This window comes from Vibrio sp. MarTm2, from assembly GCF_027587055.1.
Taxonomy (GTDB): domain Bacteria; phylum Pseudomonadota; class Gammaproteobacteria; order Enterobacterales; family Vibrionaceae; genus Vibrio; species Vibrio sinaloensis_D.
Window position 1 is genome coordinate 24387 of the sequence record NZ_JAPPTK010000016.1, and the last position, 26317, is coordinate 50703.

The 26317-nt window shown below is 47.9% G+C and carries 20 protein-coding genes and 5 tRNA genes; 8 read left to right on the forward strand and 17 right to left on the reverse strand.

The genetic code is table 11. From position 1 onward, the window contains the following. Nucleotides 1–127: 127 nt before the first annotated feature. The 4 genes from OH458_RS20145 to OH458_RS20160 form a co-directional block, all read right to left on the reverse strand. Nucleotides 128–201, reverse strand: a tRNA-Cys gene (locus OH458_RS20145). A 21-nt stretch (nucleotides 202–222) separates the two neighbouring features. Then, nucleotides 223–309 (reverse strand) — tRNA-Leu (locus OH458_RS20150). A gap of 194 nt (nucleotides 310–503) precedes the next feature. Continuing rightward, the gene (locus OH458_RS20155) at nucleotides 504–1013 is read right to left on the reverse strand and encodes a hypothetical protein (protein ID WP_269979606.1); all 510 of its coding nucleotides are present in this window, start codon (nucleotides 1011–1013) and stop codon (nucleotides 504–506) included. A 425-nt stretch (nucleotides 1014–1438) separates the two neighbouring features. Further along, complete coding sequence (locus tag OH458_RS20160) at nucleotides 1439–4264, reverse strand: hypothetical protein (protein WP_269979607.1); 2826 nt, start codon at nucleotides 4262–4264, stop codon at nucleotides 1439–1441. Between the two features lie 467 nt (nucleotides 4265–4731). Between OH458_RS20160 and OH458_RS20165 the strand changes: the two genes are divergently transcribed. Then, nucleotides 4732–7626, forward strand: a complete 2895-nt coding sequence (locus OH458_RS20165) for a hypothetical protein (protein WP_269979608.1) — start codon at nucleotides 4732–4734, stop codon at nucleotides 7624–7626. 91 nt (nucleotides 7627–7717) lie between these two features. On the opposite strand, the gene OH458_RS20170 is transcribed toward OH458_RS20165, so the two are convergent. The 13 genes from OH458_RS20170 to OH458_RS20230 form a co-directional block, all read right to left on the reverse strand. Further along, a tRNA-Cys gene (locus OH458_RS20170) sits at nucleotides 7718–7791 on the reverse strand. A 32-nt stretch (nucleotides 7792–7823) separates the two neighbouring features. Beyond that, nucleotides 7824–7910 (reverse strand) — tRNA-Leu (locus OH458_RS20175). A 61-nt stretch (nucleotides 7911–7971) separates the two neighbouring features. Continuing rightward, nucleotides 7972–8045 (reverse strand) — tRNA-Cys (locus OH458_RS20180). 150 nt (nucleotides 8046–8195) lie between these two features. Beyond that, nucleotides 8196–8567 (reverse strand): MmcQ/YjbR family DNA-binding protein, encoded by a 372-nt coding sequence (locus tag OH458_RS20185; RefSeq protein ID WP_038137102.1) that lies wholly within the window; start codon nucleotides 8565–8567, stop codon nucleotides 8196–8198. 33 nt (nucleotides 8568–8600) lie between these two features. Next, a complete protein-coding gene (locus OH458_RS20190; RefSeq protein WP_269979609.1) occupies nucleotides 8601–8945 on the reverse strand; it encodes a HopJ type III effector protein in 345 nt (114 codons plus the stop codon). 183 nt (nucleotides 8946–9128) lie between these two features. Then, on the reverse strand, nucleotides 9129–11441 hold the full coding sequence (locus OH458_RS20195) for a methyl-accepting chemotaxis protein (RefSeq protein ID WP_269979610.1): 2313 nt from the start codon (nucleotides 11439–11441) through the stop codon (nucleotides 9129–9131). 177 nt (nucleotides 11442–11618) lie between these two features. After that, on the reverse strand, nucleotides 11619–12377 hold the full coding sequence (locus OH458_RS20200) for an SDR family oxidoreductase (protein ID WP_269979611.1): 759 nt from the start codon (nucleotides 12375–12377) through the stop codon (nucleotides 11619–11621). An 8-nt stretch (nucleotides 12378–12385) separates the two neighbouring features. Then, nucleotides 12386–13291 (reverse strand): 3-hydroxyisobutyrate dehydrogenase, encoded by a 906-nt coding sequence (gene mmsB, locus OH458_RS20205; protein ID WP_269979612.1) that lies wholly within the window; start codon nucleotides 13289–13291, stop codon nucleotides 12386–12388. A 33-nt stretch (nucleotides 13292–13324) separates the two neighbouring features. Beyond that, nucleotides 13325–14455 carry an enoyl-CoA hydratase/isomerase family protein gene (locus OH458_RS20210; RefSeq protein WP_269979613.1) on the reverse strand — a complete coding sequence of 377 codons (1131 nt, stop codon included), beginning with the start codon at nucleotides 14453–14455 and terminating at the stop codon, nucleotides 13325–13327. 9 nt (nucleotides 14456–14464) lie between these two features. Further along, entirely contained in the window at nucleotides 14465–15241 is a 777-nt protein-coding gene (locus tag OH458_RS20215; protein WP_269979614.1) for an enoyl-CoA hydratase, read from the reverse strand. Nucleotides 15242–15253: 12 nt separating this feature from the next. Continuing rightward, a complete protein-coding gene (locus OH458_RS20220) occupies nucleotides 15254–16408 on the reverse strand; it encodes an acyl-CoA dehydrogenase family protein (RefSeq protein ID WP_269979615.1) in 1155 nt (384 codons plus the stop codon). A 9-nt stretch (nucleotides 16409–16417) separates the two neighbouring features. Continuing rightward, nucleotides 16418–17911 carry a CoA-acylating methylmalonate-semialdehyde dehydrogenase gene (locus tag OH458_RS20225; protein WP_269979616.1) on the reverse strand — a complete coding sequence of 498 codons (1494 nt, stop codon included), beginning with the start codon at nucleotides 17909–17911 and terminating at the stop codon, nucleotides 16418–16420. Nucleotides 17912–17925: 14 nt separating this feature from the next. Further along, complete coding sequence (locus tag OH458_RS20230) at nucleotides 17926–19140, reverse strand: thiolase family protein (protein WP_269979617.1); 1215 nt, start codon at nucleotides 19138–19140, stop codon at nucleotides 17926–17928. A gap of 120 nt (nucleotides 19141–19260) precedes the next feature. Here OH458_RS20230 and OH458_RS20235 point away from each other — a divergent pair, with 120 nt between their 5' ends. From OH458_RS20235 to OH458_RS20265, 7 genes are all read left to right on the forward strand, one after another. After that, entirely contained in the window at nucleotides 19261–19629 is a 369-nt protein-coding gene (locus OH458_RS20235) for a MerR family transcriptional regulator (RefSeq protein ID WP_005471363.1), read from the forward strand. A gap of 57 nt (nucleotides 19630–19686) precedes the next feature. Then, nucleotides 19687–20856, forward strand: a complete 1170-nt coding sequence (locus tag OH458_RS20240; protein ID WP_269979618.1) for an isovaleryl-CoA dehydrogenase — start codon at nucleotides 19687–19689, stop codon at nucleotides 20854–20856. A gap of 9 nt (nucleotides 20857–20865) precedes the next feature. After that, entirely contained in the window at nucleotides 20866–22470 is a 1605-nt protein-coding gene (locus tag OH458_RS20245; protein WP_269979619.1) for a carboxyl transferase domain-containing protein, read from the forward strand. Between the two features lie 17 nt (nucleotides 22471–22487). Beyond that, nucleotides 22488–23291: an enoyl-CoA hydratase-related protein gene (locus tag OH458_RS20250; protein ID WP_005471382.1), complete on the forward strand. Its 804-nt coding sequence runs from the start codon at nucleotides 22488–22490 to the stop codon at nucleotides 23289–23291. 13 nt (nucleotides 23292–23304) lie between these two features. Beyond that, nucleotides 23305–24210, forward strand: a complete 906-nt coding sequence (locus OH458_RS20255) for a hydroxymethylglutaryl-CoA lyase (RefSeq protein ID WP_269979637.1) — start codon at nucleotides 23305–23307, stop codon at nucleotides 24208–24210. A 172-nt stretch (nucleotides 24211–24382) separates the two neighbouring features. Next, nucleotides 24383–25354 carry a response regulator gene (locus OH458_RS20260; protein ID WP_269979620.1) on the forward strand — a complete coding sequence of 324 codons (972 nt, stop codon included), beginning with the start codon at nucleotides 24383–24385 and terminating at the stop codon, nucleotides 25352–25354. After that, entirely contained in the window at nucleotides 25351–26316 is a 966-nt protein-coding gene (locus tag OH458_RS20265) for a sensor domain-containing diguanylate cyclase (RefSeq protein WP_005471314.1), read from the forward strand. The genes OH458_RS20260 and OH458_RS20265 overlap by 4 nt, the downstream gene beginning before the upstream one ends. Nucleotide 26317 lies beyond the last annotated feature (1 nt).

The window sequence follows — 26317 nt, forward strand, 5'->3', positions numbered from 1 at the left end:
AAACTGTTCCCTGCTTATCGGTGAAGGTGTGGTAGTGCGATATAAAAAGAGATTGAGCTACCATCAGACATAAAAAAACCAGCTTAATGCTGGTTTATGTTTGGCCTCAAGTCTGACCAAAATGTCATGGAGGCGCCTCCCGGAATCGAACCGAGGTCCACGGATTTGCAATCCGCTGCATAGCCACTCTGCCAAGGCGCCAAATTGTTTACTTTGATGAGATGGTGCCCCGGGCCGGACTTGAACCGGCACAGCGCGAACGCCGAGGGATTTTAAATCCCTTGTGTCTACCAATTCCACCACCAGGGCAACGCATAATGCGATGGTACACCATCATCCTCACGGGCTTTCCCGTTCGAACGAGGCGTACTTTAACCGATTGATTTTACACGTCAACAATTAACGTCTTCACATTCGTTTAAGTGCTTAAAAAACCGCTTAAACGCGTAAAACCACCGCAACACGCGCAAACTTTATACGACTGACTCATCAAAGCTGTGGGTTCAACAGTTAATAGAGCCATGATAAACGTCACTTTGAATGGTATGTTCAAAGTTGAACTCAAAAGTCTTACCTTCGCTATCAGTCACCATTATCTTCAACTGTTCTGGTAACACTTTTAAAGGCGGATATTTAACATTGAACCAAGAGCGGTGAATCCCGATACTTTCAGTCGTATTAGAGACTTGGGTCGCGTGGTCATCACGCATCAAGGCGCCGATCTCAGTTACCACCTCTACGTTAACCACTTCAGGACCTTTTCTCTTCGATTCCAACAGAGCGGTAATGGATATACCGTTTTCACTGTCTTTTGAAGGGAATACGCTAACACCATAGTGGCCAGCTGTCTGTTCGATTCCATCCAGTCTAGTTTTAACGTAGCCACAAGCTGAGCTTGGTACTGCAGATTGTGATTGCATTACAACTGGCTTGTAGTAGTCGCGGGTTGTTGGAAAAACGACACATCCGGACAATACAACGCTAAAAAGTACGGCTAACCAAATTCTTTTCATAATAACTGCTCCTATGAGATGCACTTATTATGAACAGTGTTTTATTAATTTGCTAGCCTTGATTACACTCGCTTACATACTGGTCTGATTCTCCCGATTTCGACCTTTTTAACGCTACCGAGAAAACCGTATCTCCAGAGAATAAAAAAGCCTCTTCCCTAGAGAGGAAGAGGCTTAGTTGCCTTTGACGCTGTTATATTATTCTTGTCTTGCCTTTGACTTTCAAAGGTCACAATACTGAGTAGAGCAAATCTGATGCCAAACAAACATCTCTCTAAATTTCAATAACATAGCATTTAGACGCAAATTTTTTGCACCAAGCTCGTGCGTATAAGTGTAATGGATGTGCAGGAATTTGCGTTAAAACTCGACAACTTATTTTATTCTCACGACTTGGCACCGCCTTTCCAATCTCAGACTCGCCTTTAAAACTCACCTGATACAGACAAATAGAACTGGTCCTTTCCTAGCTCCTTATCTAAGCCGTTGGCATAACCCATGGTTACGGGTACCGTTAAGTTGTACCCCATCTTAAGCTCAACGGTTGTTGATACACCCAGCCCAGTAAGCCTTTTATACTGGCCGCCTTCACTCCATGCACTACCAGAGTCGGCAAACAGGGTTGCAGAGATATCCCCCAAACCAATCGGAAACAGTCCCCAGTTGCGCTCAATTCGAGCCAACCATGACCTGTACTCTATTCGTTGAGTAAAATAGTGATTCCCTGATTGAACAGTTTCATCGTAGCCTCTTAATGCCTGAGTTTCTCGACCAAACAGGGCGCTCTCATCGCTTTGGTCGCTGCCACCTAAACGAAACGGTTTCGCCTTCTCATCGCTGTATCCACCAGCTAAGCGGAGCGTCAGTGTAGAGCGCCCAGGCAGATCAAACGTGCTTCGCCACTGCGCTTGATATTTGTTCCCTTCATAGTCGCTTCCCAGCAAATCATTTGTTTCGGCAGTGAGATCAAGATAGTGCCCCCAACCCACGCCCATGACGTTAAGGTAGCTTTCTCTGTTGTCGAACCAAGCCGCTAAACCGACTAGCGTTTCTTGCCGCTCTTCATATGGGCTGGTCGTTACCTTAGGTTGTTGAACCTCGCTCTCTTTCTCCCAAAAAAGACCCGCAGAAAGAGATAACTGATCTTCAAACGCGGTATAAATATGGTTACGTTGTAACAAGGCATTATCGTTCTGTTCGATGCGCTGGGACTCAACCCCTAATTCTGAGAATGTTGTAAAGTCATGGTTTCTGCCAATCGCGGCGAACCATCGATTGTCGTAAAGATAACTAAGGTGGTATTGACCTAATCCGTTTTCCGTATCCCAACCTAACTCAATGGTGTAGTTGTGCCTGCCAAGCGCATCAGAGCCATTGGTTACGATTCCGGCGATCGATTGATTCTCATCAAGGCTGAAGATCGGTACCCATGTCCTTGGTCTTAGACTGCTCCAGGGTGAATAATCAACAGCATCGGTTTTCTCCACAGACATTGGCGCTGGATCTGGGTATTGGTAGCTTGCAGCAACCTCACCTAAAACGACATTATCGAGAGCATCTGGCTGCTTAAGTGCGCGAAGCGTATAACCTTCACTGTCATAGCTTTGATAAACCAAGCCAAAGGTATCTGACCATAATGGTGAAAATGCTCCCCCCACTTCGCGGGTGAGTTGCTCAACCGATTGGCTACCGAGAGTATGGCGGTAAACATTAAACACTCCGTCGTAATCAGCGCTAAACATCACAGTGTCTGCATCCACAAATACTGGGCTATTTTCAACGGATCGTGTCTTGGTGATTGTGGACCATTGCAAGTTCGTTAGATTCAAACGCTCAAGATTCCAGCCATCTTGGGAGCGCTTAACACTCGCCACCAAGTAAGTGTCATCAGGAGAAAGATCGTACCCACCTAATACTTCGTTTTCAGCACCTCGCCAGAGCCGTTGCTTGTTTTCAGGTGCCATAACATCAATCAACCACAGCTCACTAAACCCATCGATTTTTCGGCTTGCGATAACCTGCTGACCATTGGCAAGCCAACGAACATCTCTAAAACGCTCCCGCTCGGTTAACCGCTTCCATGCCCCTTCTTGTAACCAGAACAAGTCTGTAATACCTCGCCCATCGGCGTAATAAACCAGTCTTGACGCAACCAATCCAGAGGTTTGGTGGGCATCTAGAGCAACGACACCTTTTGAACTTGAGATACGATTGATCTCTTTAGATGCCTGCACTTGAGCAACGTCATTTCTATCTTCACCGTTGTTTCGATTGATGAAAACATCACCCGCCGCGTTTGTCGTCACTACCTGCATAACGGGAGTTGTCTCATTAAGTCTTTCACCCGACACCTTATTCGCCGTGCGTAATACGATCTCTTCACTAAAGCGCTCATTTAGGTAGGTTTGAAACTGTGGCCACAACGCTTCAAACGACTCACCAAATGTATTTTTGGCGGTTCTGTTCAAGAGGAAAAATGGCAGTAAACGACGACTATAATCATCCAAGAAGGTCTGAACTTTATCTTCTCCATATTGAAGAACAAGATAGTCAACAAAGTAAGCACCATAGAGATATTGATAACCAAGCGGAAAGTGTTTACTGGCGACCACCGCTTGATTGAGGTCCTTAACCTTTCCAGAGGCGACTTCCATGCGCATTTCCATTGGATAGCTTGAACCTTGCAAGCGCCCGTAACCAAGATCTTTATTGGTTTCCAAATACACCGCCAAGCCCTCGACTAGCATTGATGGCGTAAGAGTATGGGGGTAAAGCAATACGTTACGACCAAATATGTTGCGTAAAAACTCAGGCGCACCGCCCCCCATTTCTAGATGCAGGATATGCACATACTCGTGTCGTATCAGTAAGTGCAGCCACTCGTCATTACTTTCAAGGCTGTTTACGTCATCTGGCGGGCTCATATAGAGCCTGATCTGCGGGTAAGGGAGTACGGTCGCCCAACCGTTTGAAAAGTCAAACTCATCGACCAATACTATCTCGGTCTTATCTTTAGGCTCGTAGCCAAAAAAAGGCGTCAGCTCTTTATGAACTTGCTCTGCCAAATCGAGTGAGCGAGCTGCCTGCTTTTCGTGCCCAGAACGAAAATGGATTGAGAAATGATCAGATTCTTGAGTTTGCCATACTTCATCCTGCTGATCCCAAGCAACGGAAACCGCGTGAGCATTGTGAGAGATGAATGGATAGGCTAGCAACGCTGCTACGGACAAAGTGAGCAAGTTCTTTTTCATGTTAAGAGTTTCTAATATAAGAATAATGGATGATTCATCTGCTAAATGTACACTGTATTATTAATAATACAATCCGTTCATTGTGTTCGGTTACAAAGCGACCTTCGAAGGACCTTAATAAAACAGTAAATTAGGTTCGATGTCTTATCACTCTATGTCGTTATAGAGTCTCAAGTCAGTTATGCTTCATAGAGCATACTTTTGTTAACGACTCGTTCTCAATATCACTTGATTCTCCCCTGTTAATATTTTTGCCCTTGGAAATGTTTCCATATGTAAAACATGAAGTTAAAGTAGAGTTAGCATTCTATTTAGACATCAAAAACAATCATTTGAGAAACACTTCACAACCCACTGAAATATTGATGAGAAATATGCCAAGTCAGTCGAAATTGCCCATCAATCCCAACCAATATAATTGAGCAAATTATAAACTTAGGCGATTTTGATTTTTCAGGAGAAATCGTTTGAACTGGCTTAATTGTTCGGCACGGAGCCGACGAGGTTCGACCTCAAAAAAAACATTGCATCATGGGCTTATATTAGCCTGTGCATTGACACTGTCAGCGTGTGGTGGCGGAGGCGGAGGTGGCAGCAGTAATGGTGGCAACAAACCTCAAACCATCGCGCCTAACTCTCCCAATAGCTATCTACCAACCACCAGTGACACTAAGTGGTACTACGACAACAGTAGCGAAGTTACGTACGCAACGACCACCCAAATAGGCGGAAAAACCGCGCAAGTCATCAACTATCCATCTGGAGGTAAAGAGTACTTTATCGCCACAGAGGAAAGTGTCTCGTTTGCGGGTTTCTATTCGCCATCCACTTATGTTTCTGGCGTCGGCACTTTTAGTATTGATTTCCGATTCGATGAATCTATGCAGTTAGTTGAGAGTTCAGCTCGATCGCTGCAAAGTGTTGCCACTTCTGGCACAGCCAACATCCAACCGACATACGGAAATAACCCCATCAATGTTTATGGTTCGACAACCATCAATGGGACTGAGAAGATTACCGTTCCCTACGGTACTTTTGATGCCACTCACGTAACCGTAGATTTATACATTAGCTCTACCATCGACGGCTACTTCTTTGAGATTCCTTGGCAAGTAGACCTGTGGTTCGCCGACAATGTTGGTATTGTTCGCCGTGTTCAAGGCGGTCAAATCATTGAACTCACAAACTTCACCGCGCCTGTCACAGAGCCAACCGAACCCACTGAGCCATCGGAGCCAACTGATCCTTCTGAGCCTACGGAACCAACAGAGCCAACGGACCCTACCGAACCAACGGAACCTACGGAACCAACAAATCCTACCGACCCTACTGAGCCTACTGAGCCTACTGAGCCTACTGAGCCTACTGAGCCTACTGAGCCTACTGAGCCTACTGAGCCTACTGAGCCTGTAGTAGACACAGATGGCGATGGTATTAGCAACAATGATGATACCGATGATGACAACGATGGCGTATTGGATGTCAACGATCACTACCCACTCGATCCAACTCGTCACGATAAACTCAAGGCAAACCTCACAAGTACTACCTTGTCCCACACTATCGGTTCTTCAATGAAGGAGGTTAAACAGCTTTCAATTACCGGAACTAACATAGAGTGGCTGTTACTAGACACCGCAAGCTGGCTCTCAATTAGTGAAAGAATGGGCACCGGTGACACCACTGTCGAGCTTTCCATTATCGACTACAAGCTCACGCCAGGATCCTATTCAACGACTATAACGTTGCGCGACAAAACGGAAGGCACAGACTCGCAAATCCAAGTCTCCGCTGAGTTTGCTTTACCAGAGTTAACGCTAAGTAATAATAGCGTCACACTCGACATCTCAGATGGTTTTGAACCTATTTCAACCAGCCTAGATGTCAGCTTATCGACAGGTGATCGGATTCATCCAGTAACAGTGTCACTGCCTGAAGGTCTGCATTCCTCCAACATTTACGCATCGAGCACCGCAAAAACGCTTGATGTGAACTTGACCTCTATTGAAAGTGTAAAGGAAGGCCTTAACACCTTTACCGCAACGGCTTCTGCTCAGGTTGGTGAACACACAATCAACAAACAATTTGACGTCAACGTGCTTGCGTCTCGTCGTGCGTTGGTTGTGCCTGATCGCGGTGTTGCCTTGACTAAGTTTGCAACCAAACAGCGTCTTACTGCTGAAATCGATATCCTAGATACCTACGGCTTTTCCACCACGCTTTGGAAAGCGTCAACGGAAGCTCCTTGGCTGACGGTGACAACCTCTGGTACCACGGCTGATAAGTTGCAGCTTACTGCGGATGCTAGCGGTTTAGCGACCAATCAGCTGCATGAAGCGGAAGTTGTCGTCAGAGCAGATGACGTGAGTATTGCCAACAGCAATAGCATTCGTGTCAGCCTTTGGGTTGGCGATACCGACCCTGTCGAGAAGCAAGTGATACCTCAAAAAGCAATCAATGTAGCGGCTGACCCTGTTAGGCCTTACATCTACCTTAACGATGGAACCGCCGATTCTGCTGAAATCAGTGTTTATAATAGCCATACGCAAGAGTACGTTGCGGGGCTATCACCTGGCGGAACTCACCAGTTTGGTGACATAAAAGTGAGTGAGGACGGAAGATGGTTGTACAGTGGTTTGGATGGCAACAGTATTGCGGTCTTTGACCTGACGACATTTAACCTACATACGATCTGGTCAGGTAATGAAGGGCTCGCAGAGACGTTTACAATTACCGAACCTTCAGGCGTACCACTGATTGTTGCCGCTCGTGGGAACATTTATCACGCCAATACCGGTACACGCCTAAATGTACGTGGTGACGGTCACTGGGTATCGGATGTTGCCTGGTATCAAGGCTATGACATTCTTGCATCAAGCCAATTTGGTAACCGCTTCTGTGCTACCGAATCTGGTCTATCGCCGTACCTATTGCACTGTTATGAACTGACGTACAACAGCTATCGTGACGATGTCAAAGTGGAGCATATCGCTAAAGCGCCACACGGTACAGATTCATTCGCCACCGGCTTAGCCATCAACAAAGATGGTAGCGTGGTCTATCCGGTTGGCTCCTCGCTGCTCGGTCTTGATGTCGATAGCATGCAGGTTACGCAAGTATTTACCACCGACGGGTACGCTGCTGGCTCAGCAATGGGCGAGAACAACGAAGTTCATGCCACCACAAGTAACTACTATGGCGACAAAGATGTGTGGATCTTCAGAGCGGATGGCTCACAGCGGTACAGCGGTGACGCGTCAGGCAATAACAATAGTATTTACAATGAACTGGATGTGTCAGGCGATGGCTATCAAACTTATGTCATTGATGATACGCAACTCATCATTATGAATAGCTATTAATCAACAATGCCCAGTCTTTTGACTGGGCATTTTTTTGCCAAAGCTACAGACATAAAAAAGCCCCGACATTTCTGTCAGGGCTTCAAAATAATGGAGGCGCCTCCCGGAGTCGAACCGAGGTCCACGGATTTGCAATCCGCTGCATAGCCACTCTGCCAAGGCGCCATTATTTTTGCACTCTCTCGAGTAATTTAAGATGGTGCCCCGGGCCGGACTTGAACCGGCACAGCGCGAACGCCGAGGGATTTTAAATCCCTTGTGTCTACCAATTCCACCACCAGGGCACACAAATCGCTTTGTGATGCCGTTTAGAACAATAAACACCATCTAAAATATGATAAAGAATGGAGGCGCCTCCCGGAGTCGAACCGAGGTCCACGGATTTGCAATCCGCTGCATAGCCACTCTGCCAAGGCGCCCTTTTCTTTCAACGCTTTAGGTTACCCACCGTTGCGTTCGCTGCATACTTTACGGATTGAGCACTGAGAGTCAAACAAAAATCTCATATTTTTGTTTGTTTGCCGACAATTACATCAAATAGCTGTTTGTTTGATCTAATCAGGCGGTTTTTAAACACTTCCGACCGCTCCGCCCTGCAATAATTCTCGCTGTGCTTTAGGCAGTTTACTCACCACAAGCTCATAAGAACGCTCGCAAAGATCGTGAATCAAGCCGTCTTCGACATCACCAGGATAATAAACGGTCACCCAGTGGCGCTTGTTAGTGTGATAACCTGGTGTGATATCCGCAAACTGATCGGTGAGTACTTCTCCGTCTTCGGGTTTGACCTTTACAGTCACGTACTCTCGCCCTTCCCTTTGCGCCAAAATGGCGAACATCTTACCTTTGACCTTAAATACCAACGCATCTGGCCCAAATGGGAAACTCGACTCCGCGCACATAAAGGTATCAAGGTATTTTTCTAGTTCGTTGTTCGTCATTGTTTGCTCTCCAGAAAGTCGAAATCGATACGCTTATTTTGCTATCAATGCCTCACCGTTAAAGTGAACACCATCCCAGCCTGACTGAATAAAGTTACGAATATTGGCGTGGTCTTCGCCTTGTGGGTTTTCCAGCACATCTTGTCGATAAAAACGACCAAAACAAGCGAGCGTACTTGCCTTATCCAATCCATTCAGTTTGCCGAACGCAAAAATCTTACACGAACCGTTGTTTTGCCCAGCATCATTGCGGGTACTTCCGTTAGTAAACGAGGTTGGAACGAAATCGTAGAAAGCGTCGATCACCGCGATGGTTTGTTCAAATTCAACTTGCTCAGGCTGCTGGTTTAGTTTTTCAATAAAGGCATTCAATTCCATTTGGACTCTCTCCATAGATATTATAAAGAGGTCAGTCTATGCGATTGATTACGAGATAAAAAGCGCTAATTTGTCGTCAGGCAATAGGTAGGTTAACCCTGCTATATAAAGAAAGGAATCAAGATGAGCCGAGGCTACTTCGCTGATCTAGGCTCATGCAAAGTAGCCGCGGTTACAATTGGATTAATATTTGAACTGGGTAACATCCTGATTGAGCTCTTCAGCTTGGGAAGAGAGCCCTTGCAAGACATCGTCCACATCGTTCACTTGAATTGACACTGCTGAAGATGCATCCGCTATGGATGTGATACTGCCGCTAATCTCATCCGTCACAGCGCGTTGCTCTTCGGTCGCGGCAGCGATTTGAACGTTCATCTCATTGAGTTCAATCAACATCGTGACGATTTGCTCCAACATGTCAGTGTTCTCATCACACGTCGCAACGCCTTTCGATACCGTGATGTTTGCATTCTCAATACTCTTCGAAACCTCATTGGTTTCGCGTTGAAGTGACTCAATCTTTTCTCGGATTTCTTCCGTTGATGATTGGGTACGCCCAGCCAATGAACGGACTTCATCAGCTACCACAGCAAAACCGCGCCCTTGCTCACCAGCCCTAGCCGCCTCAATCGCTGCATTGAGAGCCAGCAAGTTCGTTTGCTCGGCAATGCCTTGAATCACATCGAGCACCTCGGCGATTGAGTTGGTCTCATTGTGTAGGCGTCCGATCGCTTCAACCGCAGTTTGCATTTGCTGATTCAACTGAGAGATTTCCACGCCCAAACTTCGACCAATATTTACGCCTTGGCTGCCTGCGTCATTGGCGTTTTTGACAAACTCTGCTGCTCGGGTTGCAAACTGCGCCACCTCAGCAATTGAGGCGCTCATCTCATTAACAGCCGTAGCCACCGATTCGGTTCGATGATTTTGGTCATCGACAGCCGCACGGGTACTGTTCATGTTGCCCGCCATGCTGTTGGTATTGCTGTTTAAGTCGTCAGTCGCTTGTGCAAATTTGCCAATGATTTGCTGTAGATGTGTGAATAACCCGTTCAAACTTAGAGCGAGTTCAGTCATCTCATCTTTACCGGCCACTTCGAGTCGCTGGGTAAGATCATTATTTTCGCTGATCTGTTGAATACGCTCGCTCGCCAACTTGATAGGCCAAGCGATGCTTCTACCTAAGAAGTAAGAGATAACAATTGCAATAAGCACGATGACCACAATGCTACTCAAGACGGTAAAGATCATTGCATTGATTAAGCTATCTACATCTTTTAGTGCCTCGTGTTTATCAATCTCTGTCACGATCCCCCAGCTCAATCCCGCCGCATTAACTGGCGCGTAAGCTGACAAAACATCCTCACCACGATAATCAACCACAACGCCCGAACCACTTTGCCCACGCAACGCCGCTTTTGAGGTAGATGTCGTCACAGGCTGACGACCAATCGCAGATCCTTTGCCCTTGATTTGCTCAATAATGGTGTTTGATACCCCTGAATTCAGCATCGTTTTATAGTAATTATCGGCATCTTCCATGAGAAATCTTGATTCGCTTCTCAAAAGCCCATCAGGACCAACAAGATAACTTTCACCACTTTCCCCCAAACCCGCATTACTCCAGTTGCCGTTGAAAGTCATAATGTTGTTGATTTCGTCCACTGGCATCTGGAATATCAGCACACCTAAGGTTGTTGACCCCTGTTTGATCGGTGAAGAGATAAAAGAAGCCGCGGCTTGATAAGAAGGATAGTAAGGCGCGAAGTCTTCAAGATGGAATTGGCCATCACTCATTGAAAGTGCCTGACTAAAAGCTTTTGCAATCCCGCTGCCCGCATAAGGGCCAGTCAATAAGTTTGTGGCGTAATCCAGCTCTTTAAACACTGAATAAACGACGTCCCCGTTTGGGTTAACGAGAAAGATATCGTAATAGCCAAACTGCTCCAGAAACCCTTTAATACTTGGATGATATTTTGCGTGAACCTCATCGTAACGAGTGCCCAAACTGTCAGCCATCAATTGATGCTTATTACCGAGTGGATTTGGGTTGCTACCTATGTATCTTGCTTGCAACGCCTTGCCCAGGGGAGAAATCATCGACAGTTTTTGCATTTCATTGGCAGAACGGCCGCTGTTTGACGCTCGATACGTCGCACCAAACTGGCTCTGATAGTAACGTTCCAATACTGAGTGATCGCGCTCAGTCACTGACTCTGTCGGATACTGAGCAAACGCTTGAGAGAACTCGGTAATGGCGTCTTGAATACCCACCGAGTGTGCTGTTGTGATCAATTGACCACGAATCTGTTCGAAATAGAGTTCGATCTCATTTTTCTTTATTTCACGAACGGAGATTAACTGCTCTGTGGCGCGATTATATAGTGCGTCTTCAGATAACACCGAGGAGCGCCAACCTACTATCACGCCCGTGGCAACAACCGCCAGCGTACACAGAATGGTTGATGCCGTTACTATTTTGGTGGCAATTTTCATAACAATGACCTCTCGCGGAAAATCCATATCCGCTTATCGAATTAGAGGAAACTGCCATCTGACGTCATATATATTTATGCACCTAGTGATATAATTGTAAGCACGCTTTGGAAACTTTACGAAAAATTGAGAAAAAAAGTCTGTCAACGTATCTGCGGATACCCGTTACTGGACAGACTAAAATGAAATTCCACCGTCTATCTCAATGGTTCGCGCATTGACGTAATCATTTTCAAGAACAAATTGAACCGTGCTGGCGATTTCATTGGCCAAGCCCAAGCGGCGCAGCGGTATGGCCTGCTCCAATCGTTGTTTGGCTTCAGGCTTCATTTGACGTGTCATTTCCGTTTCTATCACGCCCGGGGCAATAGCGACTGAGCGTATGCCGTACCTTGCTAGCTCTTTGCCCCAAGTTGCCGCAAGTGTCGCTACCGCAGCTTTGGACGCCGCGTAATTGGTTTGGCCAATGTTGCCTGCCCTCGCAACACTCGAAATATTAATGATCACGCCCGGTCGTTGTAATTTGACCATCTGACACGCTGCCTCTCTGCCACACAAAAACGTCCCAGTCAGATTAACGTTAATCACTGAATTGAACTGCTCCAACGACATTTTGCTGACTACGCCATCTTTCACTTTGACAAGTAAGCCGTCACGTAGGATCCCTGCATTATTGATGAGTCCGTCTAACTGGCCAAAATCGTCCACAATGTCGTTAAAAACGCGTTCAACTTCTTCTTCCGATGTGACATCCACGCAATAACACAGCGCTTTCACGCCCAACATATTGCATTGTTTCTTGGTCTCTTCCAGAGAAGATTCATCCCTATCAAGTAGGGCTAACTCCGCGCCGTCATGAGCCAAATTGATTGCCATCATCTGGCCCAATCCTCTACCTGCCCCTGTTATCGCAATGACACTCTGCTTTAAGTCCATCGTCGCCCTCACTTATTCTTGCTTTGGTAAAACTCAAACAAGCTAGAAAAGTCTTTTTCCGCGTTACCATTGGCATTGTGAAAAGCGAATAGGTTTCGAGCGAGCGATCCCATCGGCACCGAGGTTTGGCTTTTTGCCGCGGTATCAAGCCCTAAGCCCAGATCTTTGAGCATCAGTTTGGTCATGAATCCGGGCTGGTAGCCATTGCTAGCTGGCGCTGTCTCCATCACATCCGGACATGGGTTATAAAGCTCAAGTGCCCAATTTCGCCCCGAACTTTGCAGCATAATTTGTGATAAGACGTTTGGATCCAAACCGTTTTCAATGCCTAGGTTTAACGCCTCACAGGTCCCCGACATCAATATACCCAGCATCAGGTTGTTACAGATTTTTCCCATCTGACCATCGCCTGCCTTGCCAGCGTGGAAAATGTTTTTGCCCATGTGTTTTAGCACTTGCTCTGCTTTATCAAACGCTTTATCGCTGCCACCAACAATAAAGGTCAGTGACCCCGCTGCTGCCCCCGCTACGCCTCCAGAGACCGGCGCATCGACAAACTCTAGCCCTTTGCTCTGCGCGTGAGACGCAACCAAACGGGCGGAGTCTGGGTCGATGGTGGAGGAATCGATTAATAGCGTATTTGGGGCAACGGCATCGATGAGTCCTTTATTGCCTTGGTGGTCACCGAGGTAGACCGCGCGAACATGCTCCCCCGCGGGTAACATGGTTACCACTGCGTTTGCACCGCTTAGCGCCTCTTCGATTGAGTTTGCCGCTACAGCGCCATGTGACGCTACTTGCTCCACCGATTGCTGCACCAAATCAAACACTTGCACTCTGCACCCTGCTTTCACTAAATTCAGAGCCATGGGTGCGCCCATATTGCCAAGTCCGATAAACGCGATGGTTGTCATAACAGTGTCCTTTTGTTTTTGAGAGTCAACTGACTAGTAATGCCCTAACTGTGCAAGAGGGTGTGACTCTGGTGTCCACAGGGAGGTAAACATTTCATCAATAAGCTTATCTTCGACAGCAGCGAGACTTTTATACTTCCAGTTTGGAGAGCCATCCTTATCGACCAATCGTGCTCTCACGCCCTCTTGAAACTCGCCCACTAGACAGCAACACACTGACAACGTCAGCTCTAAGCGAAAACAATCTGCCAATGAAAGGTCATGGCAAGCGGTCAATTGACGGTAGCAAATATGGGCACTGATCGGGCTGCCCGTGGCGAGATTTGATTTCGCGCGCGCTAGCCACTGGCTTTCACCCTCTATCGCGTCAATGGCATCAACCACTTGAAGTAAGCTGTCCTGATGGCAGGCTTGCTGAATATGCGGGTAAAAGGGAAGTAGCTGAGGTTTAGGTGATTCGTGATGCGCCTCTTGAGCAAATGTTTCCAACAACTCAGTCACGACTTCATAGGCGTCGTCCACGCATTCCCAGTCGGCCACTTGGAGTTGTTCGATCAAGCTGGCTTTATGTTCCGCAAGCGCCATAAAGTCTGCCAAATGGACGTCAACGGCGTCAGCCGCATTGAGCATGGAACCGGTGAGTCCAAGAAACAGACCTATCCCGTCATCCAGCCGATTCAAGAACCATGTTCCACCGACATCAGGGTATAAGCCAATGCTGATTTCAGGCATTGCGAGCTTCGAATTGGGCGTAACGACTTTATGGCTTGAGCCCATAAACAGACCCATGCCTCCGCCCATCACAATTCCGCTTCCCCATGCGATGATCGGTTTGCAGTAGGTGTGAATTAGGTAGTCACATCGATACTCGATGGTAAAGAAATCACCACACACTCGACGAATCTCATCATTGGTGTTGTCACGCATTACTTCATGCATTGATTTTACATCGCCGCCCGCGCAAAAAGCCTTTTCTCCGGCACCTTCAAGCACGACACAGATGATGTCATCGTCTTCTTGCCACAACGCTAATTGAGTCATTAACAAGGTGAGCATGTTGGCGGTTAACGCGTTTAATGAAGGGGCGTTGTCGAGCGTGGCAACGGCGATTTTGTGTTGACTGTCACTGCAAGGCAGTAGATTAAAATGGACAGTATCGGTCATATTGCCCCCTTATTGGTTTTTCCATTCAGGTGTACGCTTTTCAAGAAATGCGTTCACCCCTTCTTGTTGATCATCCGTATCGAAAAGAGCCATAAACAGCTCCCTTTCTTTTGCTAAACCGTAGTCTCGCGTTTGGAACCGTGTGGTCTGGATCAGCGTTTTACACGCCGCCACCGATGAAGGTGATTGATTGGCGACTTGTTTCGCAAGTTCAATGGCTTGATTTAACACATCGCCTTTTGCAACCACTTGTTCAACCAGCCCAATTTTTTCAGCCATTTGCGCATCGATCTGTTCGCCGCAGAGAATCATCCGCTTAGCCCAACCTTCACCCACTAAAGCCGTGAGATTCTGCGTCCCTCCAGCGCACGGCAGCAAGCCCACTTTCGCCTCAGGCAACGCGAGCTTGGCTTGCGTTTCTGCGATGCGTATGTCGCAAGCCAACGCCACTTCTAACCCGCCTCCCATGGCGTAACCGTTGATAGCCGCGATCGACACGCCGCGAAATTGAGATAGGGTTTCAAATGCTTCCCCAAAGGCTTTTGCCATCTTAAACGCGACGGCTTTATCTCCTGATGCAAACAAGTTAAGGTCAGCGCCCGCAGAGAAGAATTTTTCGCCTTGCCCCACTAGCACTAGCGCATAGACATCGCGATCTGCATTTAACCTCTCCACCAGTTGCTTTAGTTGCATCAGGCTTTGCTCTGTCCATGTATTGGCGGGCGGATTGTTCATCGTGATCACGGCGATATGGTCAGACACTGTGTGTTCGATTGCGTTGGTCATAGTGGTTGTCCTTTACAGTAGCTGCGCGCCTTGCGCTAACAATCGTCTTGAAATGATCAAACGCATGATCTCATTGGTGCCTTCAAGTATTTGATGCACCCTAACATCGCGAAAATAGCGCTCCATTGGGTATTCTTGAATGTAGCCATAGCCACCAAAAAGCTGCAGCGCTTGGTCGCACACTTTAAAACCAATGTCGGTGGCGTAGCGTTTTGCCATGGCGCAGTAGGCCGTCGCGTCTGAGGAGTTTTGATCGAGCTTGCACGCAGCCAAACGCACTAATTGTCTCGCAGCCACCAATTCTGTCGCCATGTCAGCCAGTCGAAATTGAATAGATTGAAAATCGGCAATCCGTTTACCGAACTGCTTGCGTTCTTGGATGTACTGAGTCGCCTGATTCAATGCTTGCTGGGCAGTCCCTATGGAACAAGTCGCGATGTTAATCCGCCCTCCATCCAATCCTTTCATGGCAAAGGTAAATCCTTCACCTTCTTCGCCAAGTCTATGATCGTCAGGAATGACCACACCATCAAAGTTGACTGAGCGTGTTGGCTGGCTGTTCCACCCCATTTTCGGCTCTTTTCGTCCGTAGCTTATCCCTTCGGCACTTGCGGGAACCACAAACGCCGAAACGCCCTTAGCCCCGTCGTCGCTGGTCCTTGCCATAACAACCAATACATCGGTATCACCCGCACCCGAGATAAATGCTTTGGCCCCGTTCAATATATAGCGTTCACCTTGCTTGGTAGCACTGGTTGTCAAAGAGGCAGCATCTGATCCTGCGTTTGGCTCGGTTAAGCAGTAAGACCCTAACCACTCGCCAGTGACCAGTTTGTCACAATAGCGCTGTTTGACGGCATCGGTTGCAAAACTTGCCACCATCCAAGAGACCATATTGTGAATGGTCATGTAGGCTGTGGTTGACGTGCAGCCCATCGCAAGCTGCTCGAACACGATAGAGGCATCTAAACGGCTCAAGCCCAAACCGCCTTGCTCTTCTGGCGTGTACAGGCTTAAAAAACCCAGCTCGCCCGCTTCGCTCAGAACCTCTTTAGGAAAGATTTGCTCGCTATCCCATTTGGCGGCATTTGGCATTAAACGTTGCTCGGCAAATTGTGCCGCGGTATCGGCAAACGCTCGTTGTTCTTCATTCAGTTCAAAGTCCATCTGCCGCTCCTATTTCAATTGAATGGTTAAGTTGGGGCCAGTGGGAATGTCGTCATCGAACCAACGCGCGGTCACCGTTTTGGTTTCGGTAAAAAATCGCACTGCTTGTTTACCATAAGCGTGCAAATCGCCGTAGAAACTGCCTCGCCATCCAGTGAATGAAAAGAAGGGTAACGGCACGGGAATCGGGACATTGATGCCCACCTGCCCAACTTGGATGTCGTGTTGAAACTTACGCGCCGCGCCGCCACTCGAAGTAAATATCGAGGTGCCATTGCCGTATGGGTTTCGATTGATGAGCGCAATGGCATCATCCAGTGAATCCACTTCAAGGCACACCAAAACAGGACCAAAAATTTCTTGCTGGTAGATAGACATATCGGTCGTCACACCGCTAAACAGCGTCGGGCCTACCCAATTTCCGTCAGGCAAGCCGGTTACCGTGCAATCACTGCCATCCAATTCACAAATGGCGCCTTGCGCTTTGCCTTCATCAATCAATCGTATCACTCGCTCTTTCGCCGTTTTGCTTATCAAAGGCCCGTAAGCAGCGGATTCATCATCCCATGCCCCTGGTTTCATCTTCGCCATTTCGTCTTTGAGCTCAGCAATCCATTGCTTGGATTCACCCACAAACACCGCGACGGAAATCGCCATGCACCGTTGCCCAGCAGCGCCAACCGACGCCCCAACTAAATTGCTGACCACTTGATTTTTATTAGCATCGGGCATGATCACCATATGATTTTTGGCACCGGCAAAAGCTTGGACTCGTTTATTGTGCAGGGTTCCGGTGTGATAGATGTATTCGGCAACCGAGACCGACCCGACAAAAGACACGGTTCGGATATCTGGATGGGCAAGAAGGGTATCTACTTGGTGTTTGTCACCATGGATGATTTGCAACACGCCTTTCGGTGCGCCCGCTTGCTCAAAAAGCTCAGCTAAACGGATTGACGTCAATGGCACTTGCTCTGAAGGTTTGAGGACAAAGGTATTGCCAGCAGCAATGGCCAACGGAAACATCCATAATGGAATCATTGCAGGAAAATTAAACGGTGTAATGCCACAGCAGACGCCGAGGGGCTGAATTAACGAGTAGCTATCAATGTCGGTGGCAACATTTTCAACCGTTTCTCCCATCATATTGCTGGCGATGTTTGCGGCTTGCTCGACCACTTCTATCCCGCGCCACACGTCCCCTTTGGCATCCAGTAGGATTTTCCCTGTTTCTTGAGACAATAACTCAGCCAAATCGTCGTGGTGCTCTTTAAGTAAATGTTGGTAGCGGAGCATGACTCTGGCTCGCTCAGAAACCGCCACCTCTTTCCAGTGATGAAAAGCATGGCTTGCACTCTCGATCGCGCGCGCTATTTCTGCATCTGTCGCCTTTGGTAACTTGGCGATCACGGCATTGGTTGCGGGGTTAGTCACATCAATCCAATCATTGGATTGCGATTGACAGAACTCACCATCGATATAAAGCGGAACTGACTGTGTCATAGTGGTATCCTTTTTCACTCAAGTGGAATTTCTATTGCCATAGCGGTGGCTTCACCTCCGCCGATACACAGAGAAGCAATACCTCGCACCACTTTTTTATTTTCCGTATCCCCATCCGTCCCTATCGCCTGTAGCTGTCTTAAACTGTGGATCAAGGTGACGAGAATTCTTGCGCCACTGGCACCAATGGGATGTCCAAGTGCGCAGGCGCCCCCTTTGATGTTGACTTTATCGGGATCAAGACCAAGCTGTTTGACCGCAATTTGGGTAACCACCGCAAATGCTTCGTTGATCTCCCATAGGTCAACCTCATCGACACTCCAATCAAGCGTCGATAACAAGGTTTCGATGGCAAACACCGGCGCTAACGTGAACTCTTCAGGGGCTCTGGCATGTGTTGAATGACCTTTGATGACGGCGAGTGGCTTAAGTTTTTGCTGCTTTGCCAGTGTCGGCGACATTAAGATCAAAGCAGCGGCGCCATCAGAAATTGCACTCGAGTTCGCGGCTGTCACCGTACCTTGTTTATCGAAAGCAGGTTTTAGTTTGGGGATTTTGGCAGGGTCAACGCGTTGAGGTTGTTCATCACGCTCAAGCTTTTCACCAGAGCTCAATGTGACCGGACAAAGCTCGTCAACAAATAAACCTTGTTCATCTGCGCTTCGAGCTCGGTGAATCGAGTTAGTTGCCCACGCATCCATCGCCTCGCGGGTAAACTTCAACTTGTCGGCAATCTGTTGTCCATAGACGCCCATTAACTCGCCTTGATAGGCATCTTGCAGGCCATCTAAAAACATATGGTCGAACGTTGTTTTGTGCCCCATTCTCGCACCGCCACGCTGATCTTTTAGCAAATAAGGCGCGTTAGTCATGCTTTCCATTCCACCCGCGACCGCACATTGCATCGAGCCCAATTTGATAAGATCGTTTGCCAACATTGCGGCTTTCATGCCTGAGCCACATACTTTATTGACCGTCGTAGATGGCGTTGATTCACTTAAACCAGCCCCAAGCGCTGCTTGTCTTGCGGGCGCTTGGCCACAACCAGCTTGTAACACACAGCCCATGAATACTTCATCGATTAGGTCAATTGCAATATCTGCGGCTTCAACTGCGCTCTCTATCGCCATGGCGCCAAGCTGTGGAGAGGAAAAACTTGATAAGGCACCTTGAAAGCACCCCATCGGTGTCCGTTTCGCCGCAACAATCCAGATATCGCTATCTCCCATTGTGTCCCCCACTCCATGGAATTTCTTGACGTTTACGTAAGCATAGCACTAACATTTACGTAAACGTAAAGAAACGCATTTTTTACAATCTATTCTTAGGCAGTTGGAGAATAAAGACAGGTGGAAAGATTTAAGATTAGTGAGCTGGCAAAAGAGTTTGGTATTACCACTCGAAGCATTCGCTTTTATGAGGATGTGGGGCTTATCGAGCCCGAACGTAAAGGCACAATGCGACTCTACCAGCGTAGGGATAAAATCCGCCTAAAACTGATTCTTCGTGGTAAACGACTGGGCTTTTCTTTGGCCGAGATCAAAGAGCTATTTGCACTGTATGATACTCACCAAGAAGATACTCAGCTGACCAAAATGCTCAAGATTATTGATGAAAAGGAAGCTGTGCTTAAGCGTCAACTCGAAGACATTACCGTAGTTCTTGAAGACTTAAACGCAGCTCGTCAACGATGTGAAGAAGCCCTAAGTCAAAGCTAGCAACCTTAAGTAACTTAGCGCTTCTTTTTGCATCTTTAGGTGCAACTGGGAGGCGCTATGTTATCTCCATACCACCCGCTCAACTTTGGACTGGGCGAAACCATCGACATGCTACGCGACCATGTTGGTGCATTTGCCGACCAACATATCGCGCCCATCGCGGATCAAATAGACAAAGACAATCAGTTCCCCAACCATTTGTGGCCGCTGCTCGGTGATATGGGGCTACTTGGCATAACCACGTCCGAGTCATTTGGCGGCGCTGGCATGGGCTACTTGGCTCATGTGGTTGCAATGGAAGAGATCAGCCGTGCTTCCGCCTCAGTTGCATTGAGCTATGGGGCTCATTCCAACCTTTGCGTGAATCAAATTTTTCGCAACGGCACCCAAGAACAAAAAGCCAAATACCTACCCAAACTCATTGATGGTTGCGCGATTGGCGCATTGGCGATGAGCGAGCCAAACGCGGGTTCCGATGTGGTCAGTATGCAGCTTAAAGCGACGTTAAATGGAGACCATTATCGACTCAGCGGCAACAAAATGTGGATCACCAATGGCCCCGATGCCGACGTGATCATCGTTTATGCCAAAACCGATTCATCCGCTGGCTCACATGGCATCACCGCTTTTATCGTCGAGCGAGCGTTCTCAGGTTTTAGTCATGCGCAGAAACTCGACAAGCTGGGTATGCGAGGTTCAAACACCTGCGAACTTGTGTTCAACGATTGCCTTGTCCCGGTTGAAAATGTCCTTGGTGAAGTCAACAAAGGCGTTCAGGTGCTGATGAGCGGATTAGATTACGAACGTGTCGTCCTTGCGGGCGGACCTTTGGGCATCATGCAAGCGTGCTTAGATTTAGTGATCCCTTACGTACATGAGCGCAAGCAGTTTGGCAAAGCCATTGGCGAGTTCCAACTGGTGCAAGCCAAAGTCGCCGATATGTACACCCGAACTAACGCCGCAAGAAGTTACGTGTACACCGTTGCTGCCGCCTGCGATCGGGGGGAAGCAACACGTAAAGATGCCGCTGGTGTGATTTTGTATAGCGCAGAGCTGGCCACCCAACTCGCCTTAGACGCAATACAACTGCTTGGCGGCAATGGCTACATCAATGAGTTTCCCGCTGGGCGTTTATTACGTGATGCTAAGCTGTATGAAATTGGCGCGGGTACATCTGAGATAAGACGCATGCTCATTGGCCGCGAACTGTTTGAAGAATCACGCTGAGGGAATTCAATGACGGTAATCACAAGCAAAATTAAAACTGACGCACCGCTCTATGTAAAAAACCATCAAGCGATGACTGCACTCGTCGATACGCTAAAAAGCAACATAGAGCTCATCAAACAAGGCGGCGGTACCAAGGCAATTGAAAGGCAACGTTCAAAGGGGAAACATCCTGTCCGAGAACGTATTGCCATGCTTTTAGACGACAACAGTGATTTTCTCGAAGTCGGACTTTTCGCTGCATGGCAAGTGTATGAAGAGCCAATACCGTGCGCAGGCGCGGTGGCTGGCATAGGAAAAGTGAATGGTGTGGAGTGCATGATTATCGCCAACGATCCTTCCGTCAAAGGAGGAACCTATTACCCTCTAACCGTTAAAAAGCACCTTCGCGCCCAAGAGATCGCCCAGCGATGTCACCTACCCTGCGTTTACTTGGTGGATTCCGGTGGTGCCAATCTGCCTCACCAAGCAGATGTCTTTGCAGATAAACAGCATTTTGGGCGCATCTTTTACAACCAAGCACGCATGTCGGCATTGGGTATCCCGCAGATATCGGTCGTGCTCGGTCTTTGCACCGCTGGTGGCGCCTACATTCCAGCAATGGCCGATGTGTCGATCATCGTCAAACAGCAAGGAACCATCTTTCTAGCCGGTCCCCCACTGGTGAAAGCCGCTACTGGAGAAGTGGTCACCGACGAAGAACTAGGCGGCGCAGATGTGCACTGCCGAAAATCGGGCGTTGCGGATTACTACGCTGAAAACGAGCAACATGCAATGAGTCTCGCGCGCCAAGCCATTGCCAATTGCCACCTAACGCCCGTCGACTACAATCACTCACCATCGATTGCACCGCGTTACCCAGCCGAACAACTGTACGGCATTGTAAACGCCGATTTGCGCCTCACGTTTGATATTCGTGAAGTGATCGCGAGGATCATCGATGATTCCGATTTTGACGAGTTCAAAGCGCTATTTGGTACCACTCTTGTGTGCGGATTTGCCCGTATTGACGGTCAACTGATTGGAATTGTTGCCAACAACGGCATCTTGTTTTCAGAATCGGCGCAAAAAGGGGCGCACTTTATTGAGCTCTGCGCCAAACGCAAGATTCCTTTGCTGTTTTTACAAAATGTGACCGGTTTTATGGTCGGTAAAAAGGTCGAAGAAGGCGGCATCGCCAAACACGGAGCCAAGTTGGTGATGGCCGTGGCTTGCGCCGATGTGCCTAAGTTTACAGTCATCGTGGGAGGCTCGTATGGAGCTGGAAATTATGGCATGTGTGGGCGCGCTTACGAACCCACCATGATGTGGATGTGGCCCAATGCACGAATTTCTGTGATGGGTGGAGAGCAAGCGGCAGGCGTGCTGACTCAAGTCAAACGCGAGGCCATCGAAAGGCAAAATGGCGACTGGTCACCAGACGCCGAATCCGCGTTCAGACAGAAGATCATCAATCAATACGAAACCGAAGGCTCGCCTTATTACGCAAGTGCTAGACTTTGGGATGACGGCATCATCGATCCAAATGAGACTCGGAACGTGCTGTCCCGCGCGTTAAAAATCGCCCTGAATGCGCCGATTCCAGATAGCGAGTTTGGGATTTTCAGGATGTAATACAAAGGAACGGTAAAATGGACATTACGCTGAGTAGCGATTTACAGTATGAGATTGATCAAAACGGCGTCGCAACGCTGAGCCTTAACCGCCTCGATAAACACAATGCGTTTGGTGATCAATTGATTCACGAGTTAATCCTTGCCCTTGATTATCTCGCCAATCATCCTGATGTGCGCTGCTTGCTGCTTAAAGGGAATGGCGAACACTTCTCCGCGGGTGCGGATTTAAACTGGATGAAACAAATGGCGGAGCAATCGCATGAGGCCAACGTCGAAGATGCGCAAACGCTCGCCAAGTTAATGTCCATATTGGATCAGTTTCCCCACCCCACCATCGTCTACGTTCATGGCTGGGCGTTTGGCGGTGCTTTAGGTCTTATCTGTTGTAGCGACATTGCCATTGCTGATCATCACGCTCGATTTTGCTTGAGTGAAGTCAAATTGGGGTTAGTCCCCGCAACGATTGCCCCTTATGTGATTCGAAGTATTGGCGTTAGACAAGCTCGACGATACATGCTGACAGCAGAAACCATCGACGCAAAAACCGCGCAAGAACTGCACATCGTTCACCACCTGACAAACAAAGACGACGCACAAGCCTGTATTGATCGCTTCATAGCGCAGATTTTACGTAACAGCCCAGCTGCACTACGTCACGCTAAAGAGCTCATTGAACACTGTGACAACAAAATCATCGACCGCGAACTGGTTCGCTATACAAGCGATATGATTGCCAATGTGCGCGTTTCACGACAAGGGCAAGAAGGACTCGCCGCTTTTATCGAAAAACGCCCGCCCATTTGGCCAGATGAGGAGTAACCCAATGGCTCACCTGTCACTGCCTGAGCGCGTTAAAATTGTTGAGGTAGGACCGAGGGATGGCTTACAAAATGAGGCGAACATCCCTACTCACGCGAAAGTGGCGCTCATAAACCAACTTTCAAGTAGCGGACTCACTCACATCGAAGTGGGATCGTTTGTCTCTCCTAGGTGGGTTCCGCAAATGGCCGATTCTGATGAGGTCTTTAAGCAGATCACACGCAACCCTGACGTCATCTACGCGGCACTTACGCCCAACATCACCGGCTTTGATGCCGCGATGAAAGCTCAAGCGGACCAAGTCGCGGTGTTTGCTTCCTGCTCGGAGTCCTTCAGCCAAAAAAACATCAATTGTTCGACCCAACAGAGCCTAGACCGATTTAAACCCGTTATCGAAAAAGCCTCGCAGCAAGGTATTGCTGTGCGCGGTTACCTTTCGTGTATTATTGATTGTCCTTATGAAGGCAAAATTCAACCAGAACAAGTTGCAGATGTCGCCCAACAACTTATTTCAATGGGCTGCTACGAAGTCTCGCTGGGTGACACGATAGGCACAGGCACCCCACTAAAAGTTGCCCAAATGCTGAATGCCGTGATGCGCCGAGTTGATCAATCAAGACTCGCCGTTCATTTTCACAATACCTGGGGACAAGCCTTGGCGAACATCTATCAAGCATTGCAAATGGGGGTGAATGTTATCGATTCGAGCGTGGCTGGGCTTGGCGGATGCCCCTATGCAAAAGGCGCGTCAGGCAACGTAGCCACAGAAGATGTGCTTTATCTGTGTGAAGGGCTGGGTATTGATACCGGTGTAGACCTTCGCAAAGTGGCGCTAAGTGGTTGGCGAGTCACACAATATCTAAACCGCTCACCTAACTCGAATGTTGCATTAGCATTACACGACCACATCAAACGATGATTCTGTGTTGGGGCTCTAAAAATCACCCCTAGCGATTAAAAAGGTCGTGATATAACCCGTTCAAAAGTGTTAACTAAGTCTGAGTATTTGGCACTAATATCACACTATAATCGATTTTTGCTTTATACAACTATAAAAAACCTTCGTCACCCTTGGGCTTAAAATACACCTCATGAATATATTGGTCTGCGACGACTCTAAGATCGCACGCAAAGCTATCATCAGCAAAATCGGGCAAACCGCTAAGACCGTCATTCTTCAGGCGGAAAATGGTAAAGAAGCCTTAGAGCAGCTCGTAGAAACTGACATCGACATCCTATTTCTTGATCTTACCATGCCAGTAATGGATGGCTTTGAAGTGCTCGCGTCCCTCCCTGTAAGCCGTTACCCGACAAAAGTGATCGTCGTGTCTGGTGATATTCAAAGCGAAGCCAAACAACGATGCCGTGCAATGGGCGCCCTCGATTTTATCGAAAAACCCTTCAGTACCTCTGACCTTACCCAACTATTTTCAAAGTACGGTATCCCACTTCAGGCGTTTAACATGGCAACGCCAGAGTGCATTCACCAATCTGTCGATTTGATGGGCAGTATCCGCGAGATGAGTAATATCGCCTTAGGAACCAGTGCTTCCTTGATTGCAGAACAAGTTGGTCAGTTTATTGAAATGCCGTTGCCAAACGTCGCGTCTTTGCATCAGTCAGAGCTAAAAATGACCGTCCAAGACATTGTAAATAACTCTGAGTATCGAGCGGTATCTCAGCGTTTTGTGGGCAATGGCATCAATGGCGAAGCGCTCGTCTGCCTGCACGGGCGCGGGCTAGATAACCTCGGAGGTGAAGAAAGCAACGGCACCAACGAAGTCATTCTCGATATCTCCAACCTACTGGTTTCTTCTTTCTTAGTGTCGTTTAGCCGTCAACTCGATATCGCCATCTCTTTACGCCAACCTATCGTGCTTGAAAAAGAGCTGCTGCAAGTGTCATTGAGCTGTAATCAGTTTCTTGCGGGGTACGATGAAGATATTTTTACCATCGAGTTCGTCTATAAAGCGGAAAACCTCGACATTGCCTGCGATGTCATTTTCCTGATGGACAATGACTCCATTGACGCCATCGAACAGATTCTAAAGAGCGTGTTATGAAAGCAACCGAAATCAGTGACTTCCATTGGACAATGCAAATCATCGGCGATCTCGATGCTGGCCTTATCGTTGTAGATAAAGCGTACCGTGTTTACGCGTGGAACTCCTTCATGCAGTCCTACAGCGGTATTAGCGCCGACAAAATCATCGGCAAAGTTCTGTTTGATGTGATTGAGGGGCTACCGGAATCTTGGCTAAGAAAAAAAGTCGACGCCTCTTTTAAACTCAACAGCCGCGGCTTTTCTTGCTGGGAAGATCGCCCTTACCTCTTCAAGTTTAAGAACTTTAGCCCCATCTCAAACGGGTTAAGGGAGATGCGTCAAAACATCACATTCTCACCGTTAACATCGGTCAATGGTGAGGTGTCACATGTGAGCTTAGTGATCAATGACGTCACCGATATCGCCAAAAACAAAATCCACTTGATGGACTCCAATCAAAAACTGTCCGATCTGAGCCGAACCGATGGTTTAACCCAACTGTTCAACCGCCGCTATTGGGAAACGTGTTTAATGAAGGAGTATGAGAGCTGCAAAATTTCAGGTGCGGTCTCCTCTCTTGTGATTTTCGACATCGATCATTTTAAGCGCGTTAACGACACCTATGGTCATACCGTTGGTGACCACGTGATTCGCCACACCGCGAATGAACTAAGAAAGGCATCACGCACATCCGATGTTTGTGGCCGGTATGGCGGCGAAGAGTTCACCGTGCTGCTTCCGGGGACATGCGCTAACCAAGCTCTTTACTTTACTGAGCGTTTACGTAAGAAGATCGAGAGCTCGATCGTTGAATGTGAAGGCTACAACGTTAAGTACACCATCAGTTTGGGGATTTGTGAAATCTCACCTTATCAATCTAACCACTTGAACTGGCTAGAGCATGCAGACAAAGCGCTTTATTTCTCAAAAGAGACTGGGAGAAACCGCTCAACCGTGTTTGATCTCGCGTTTATCAAATAGC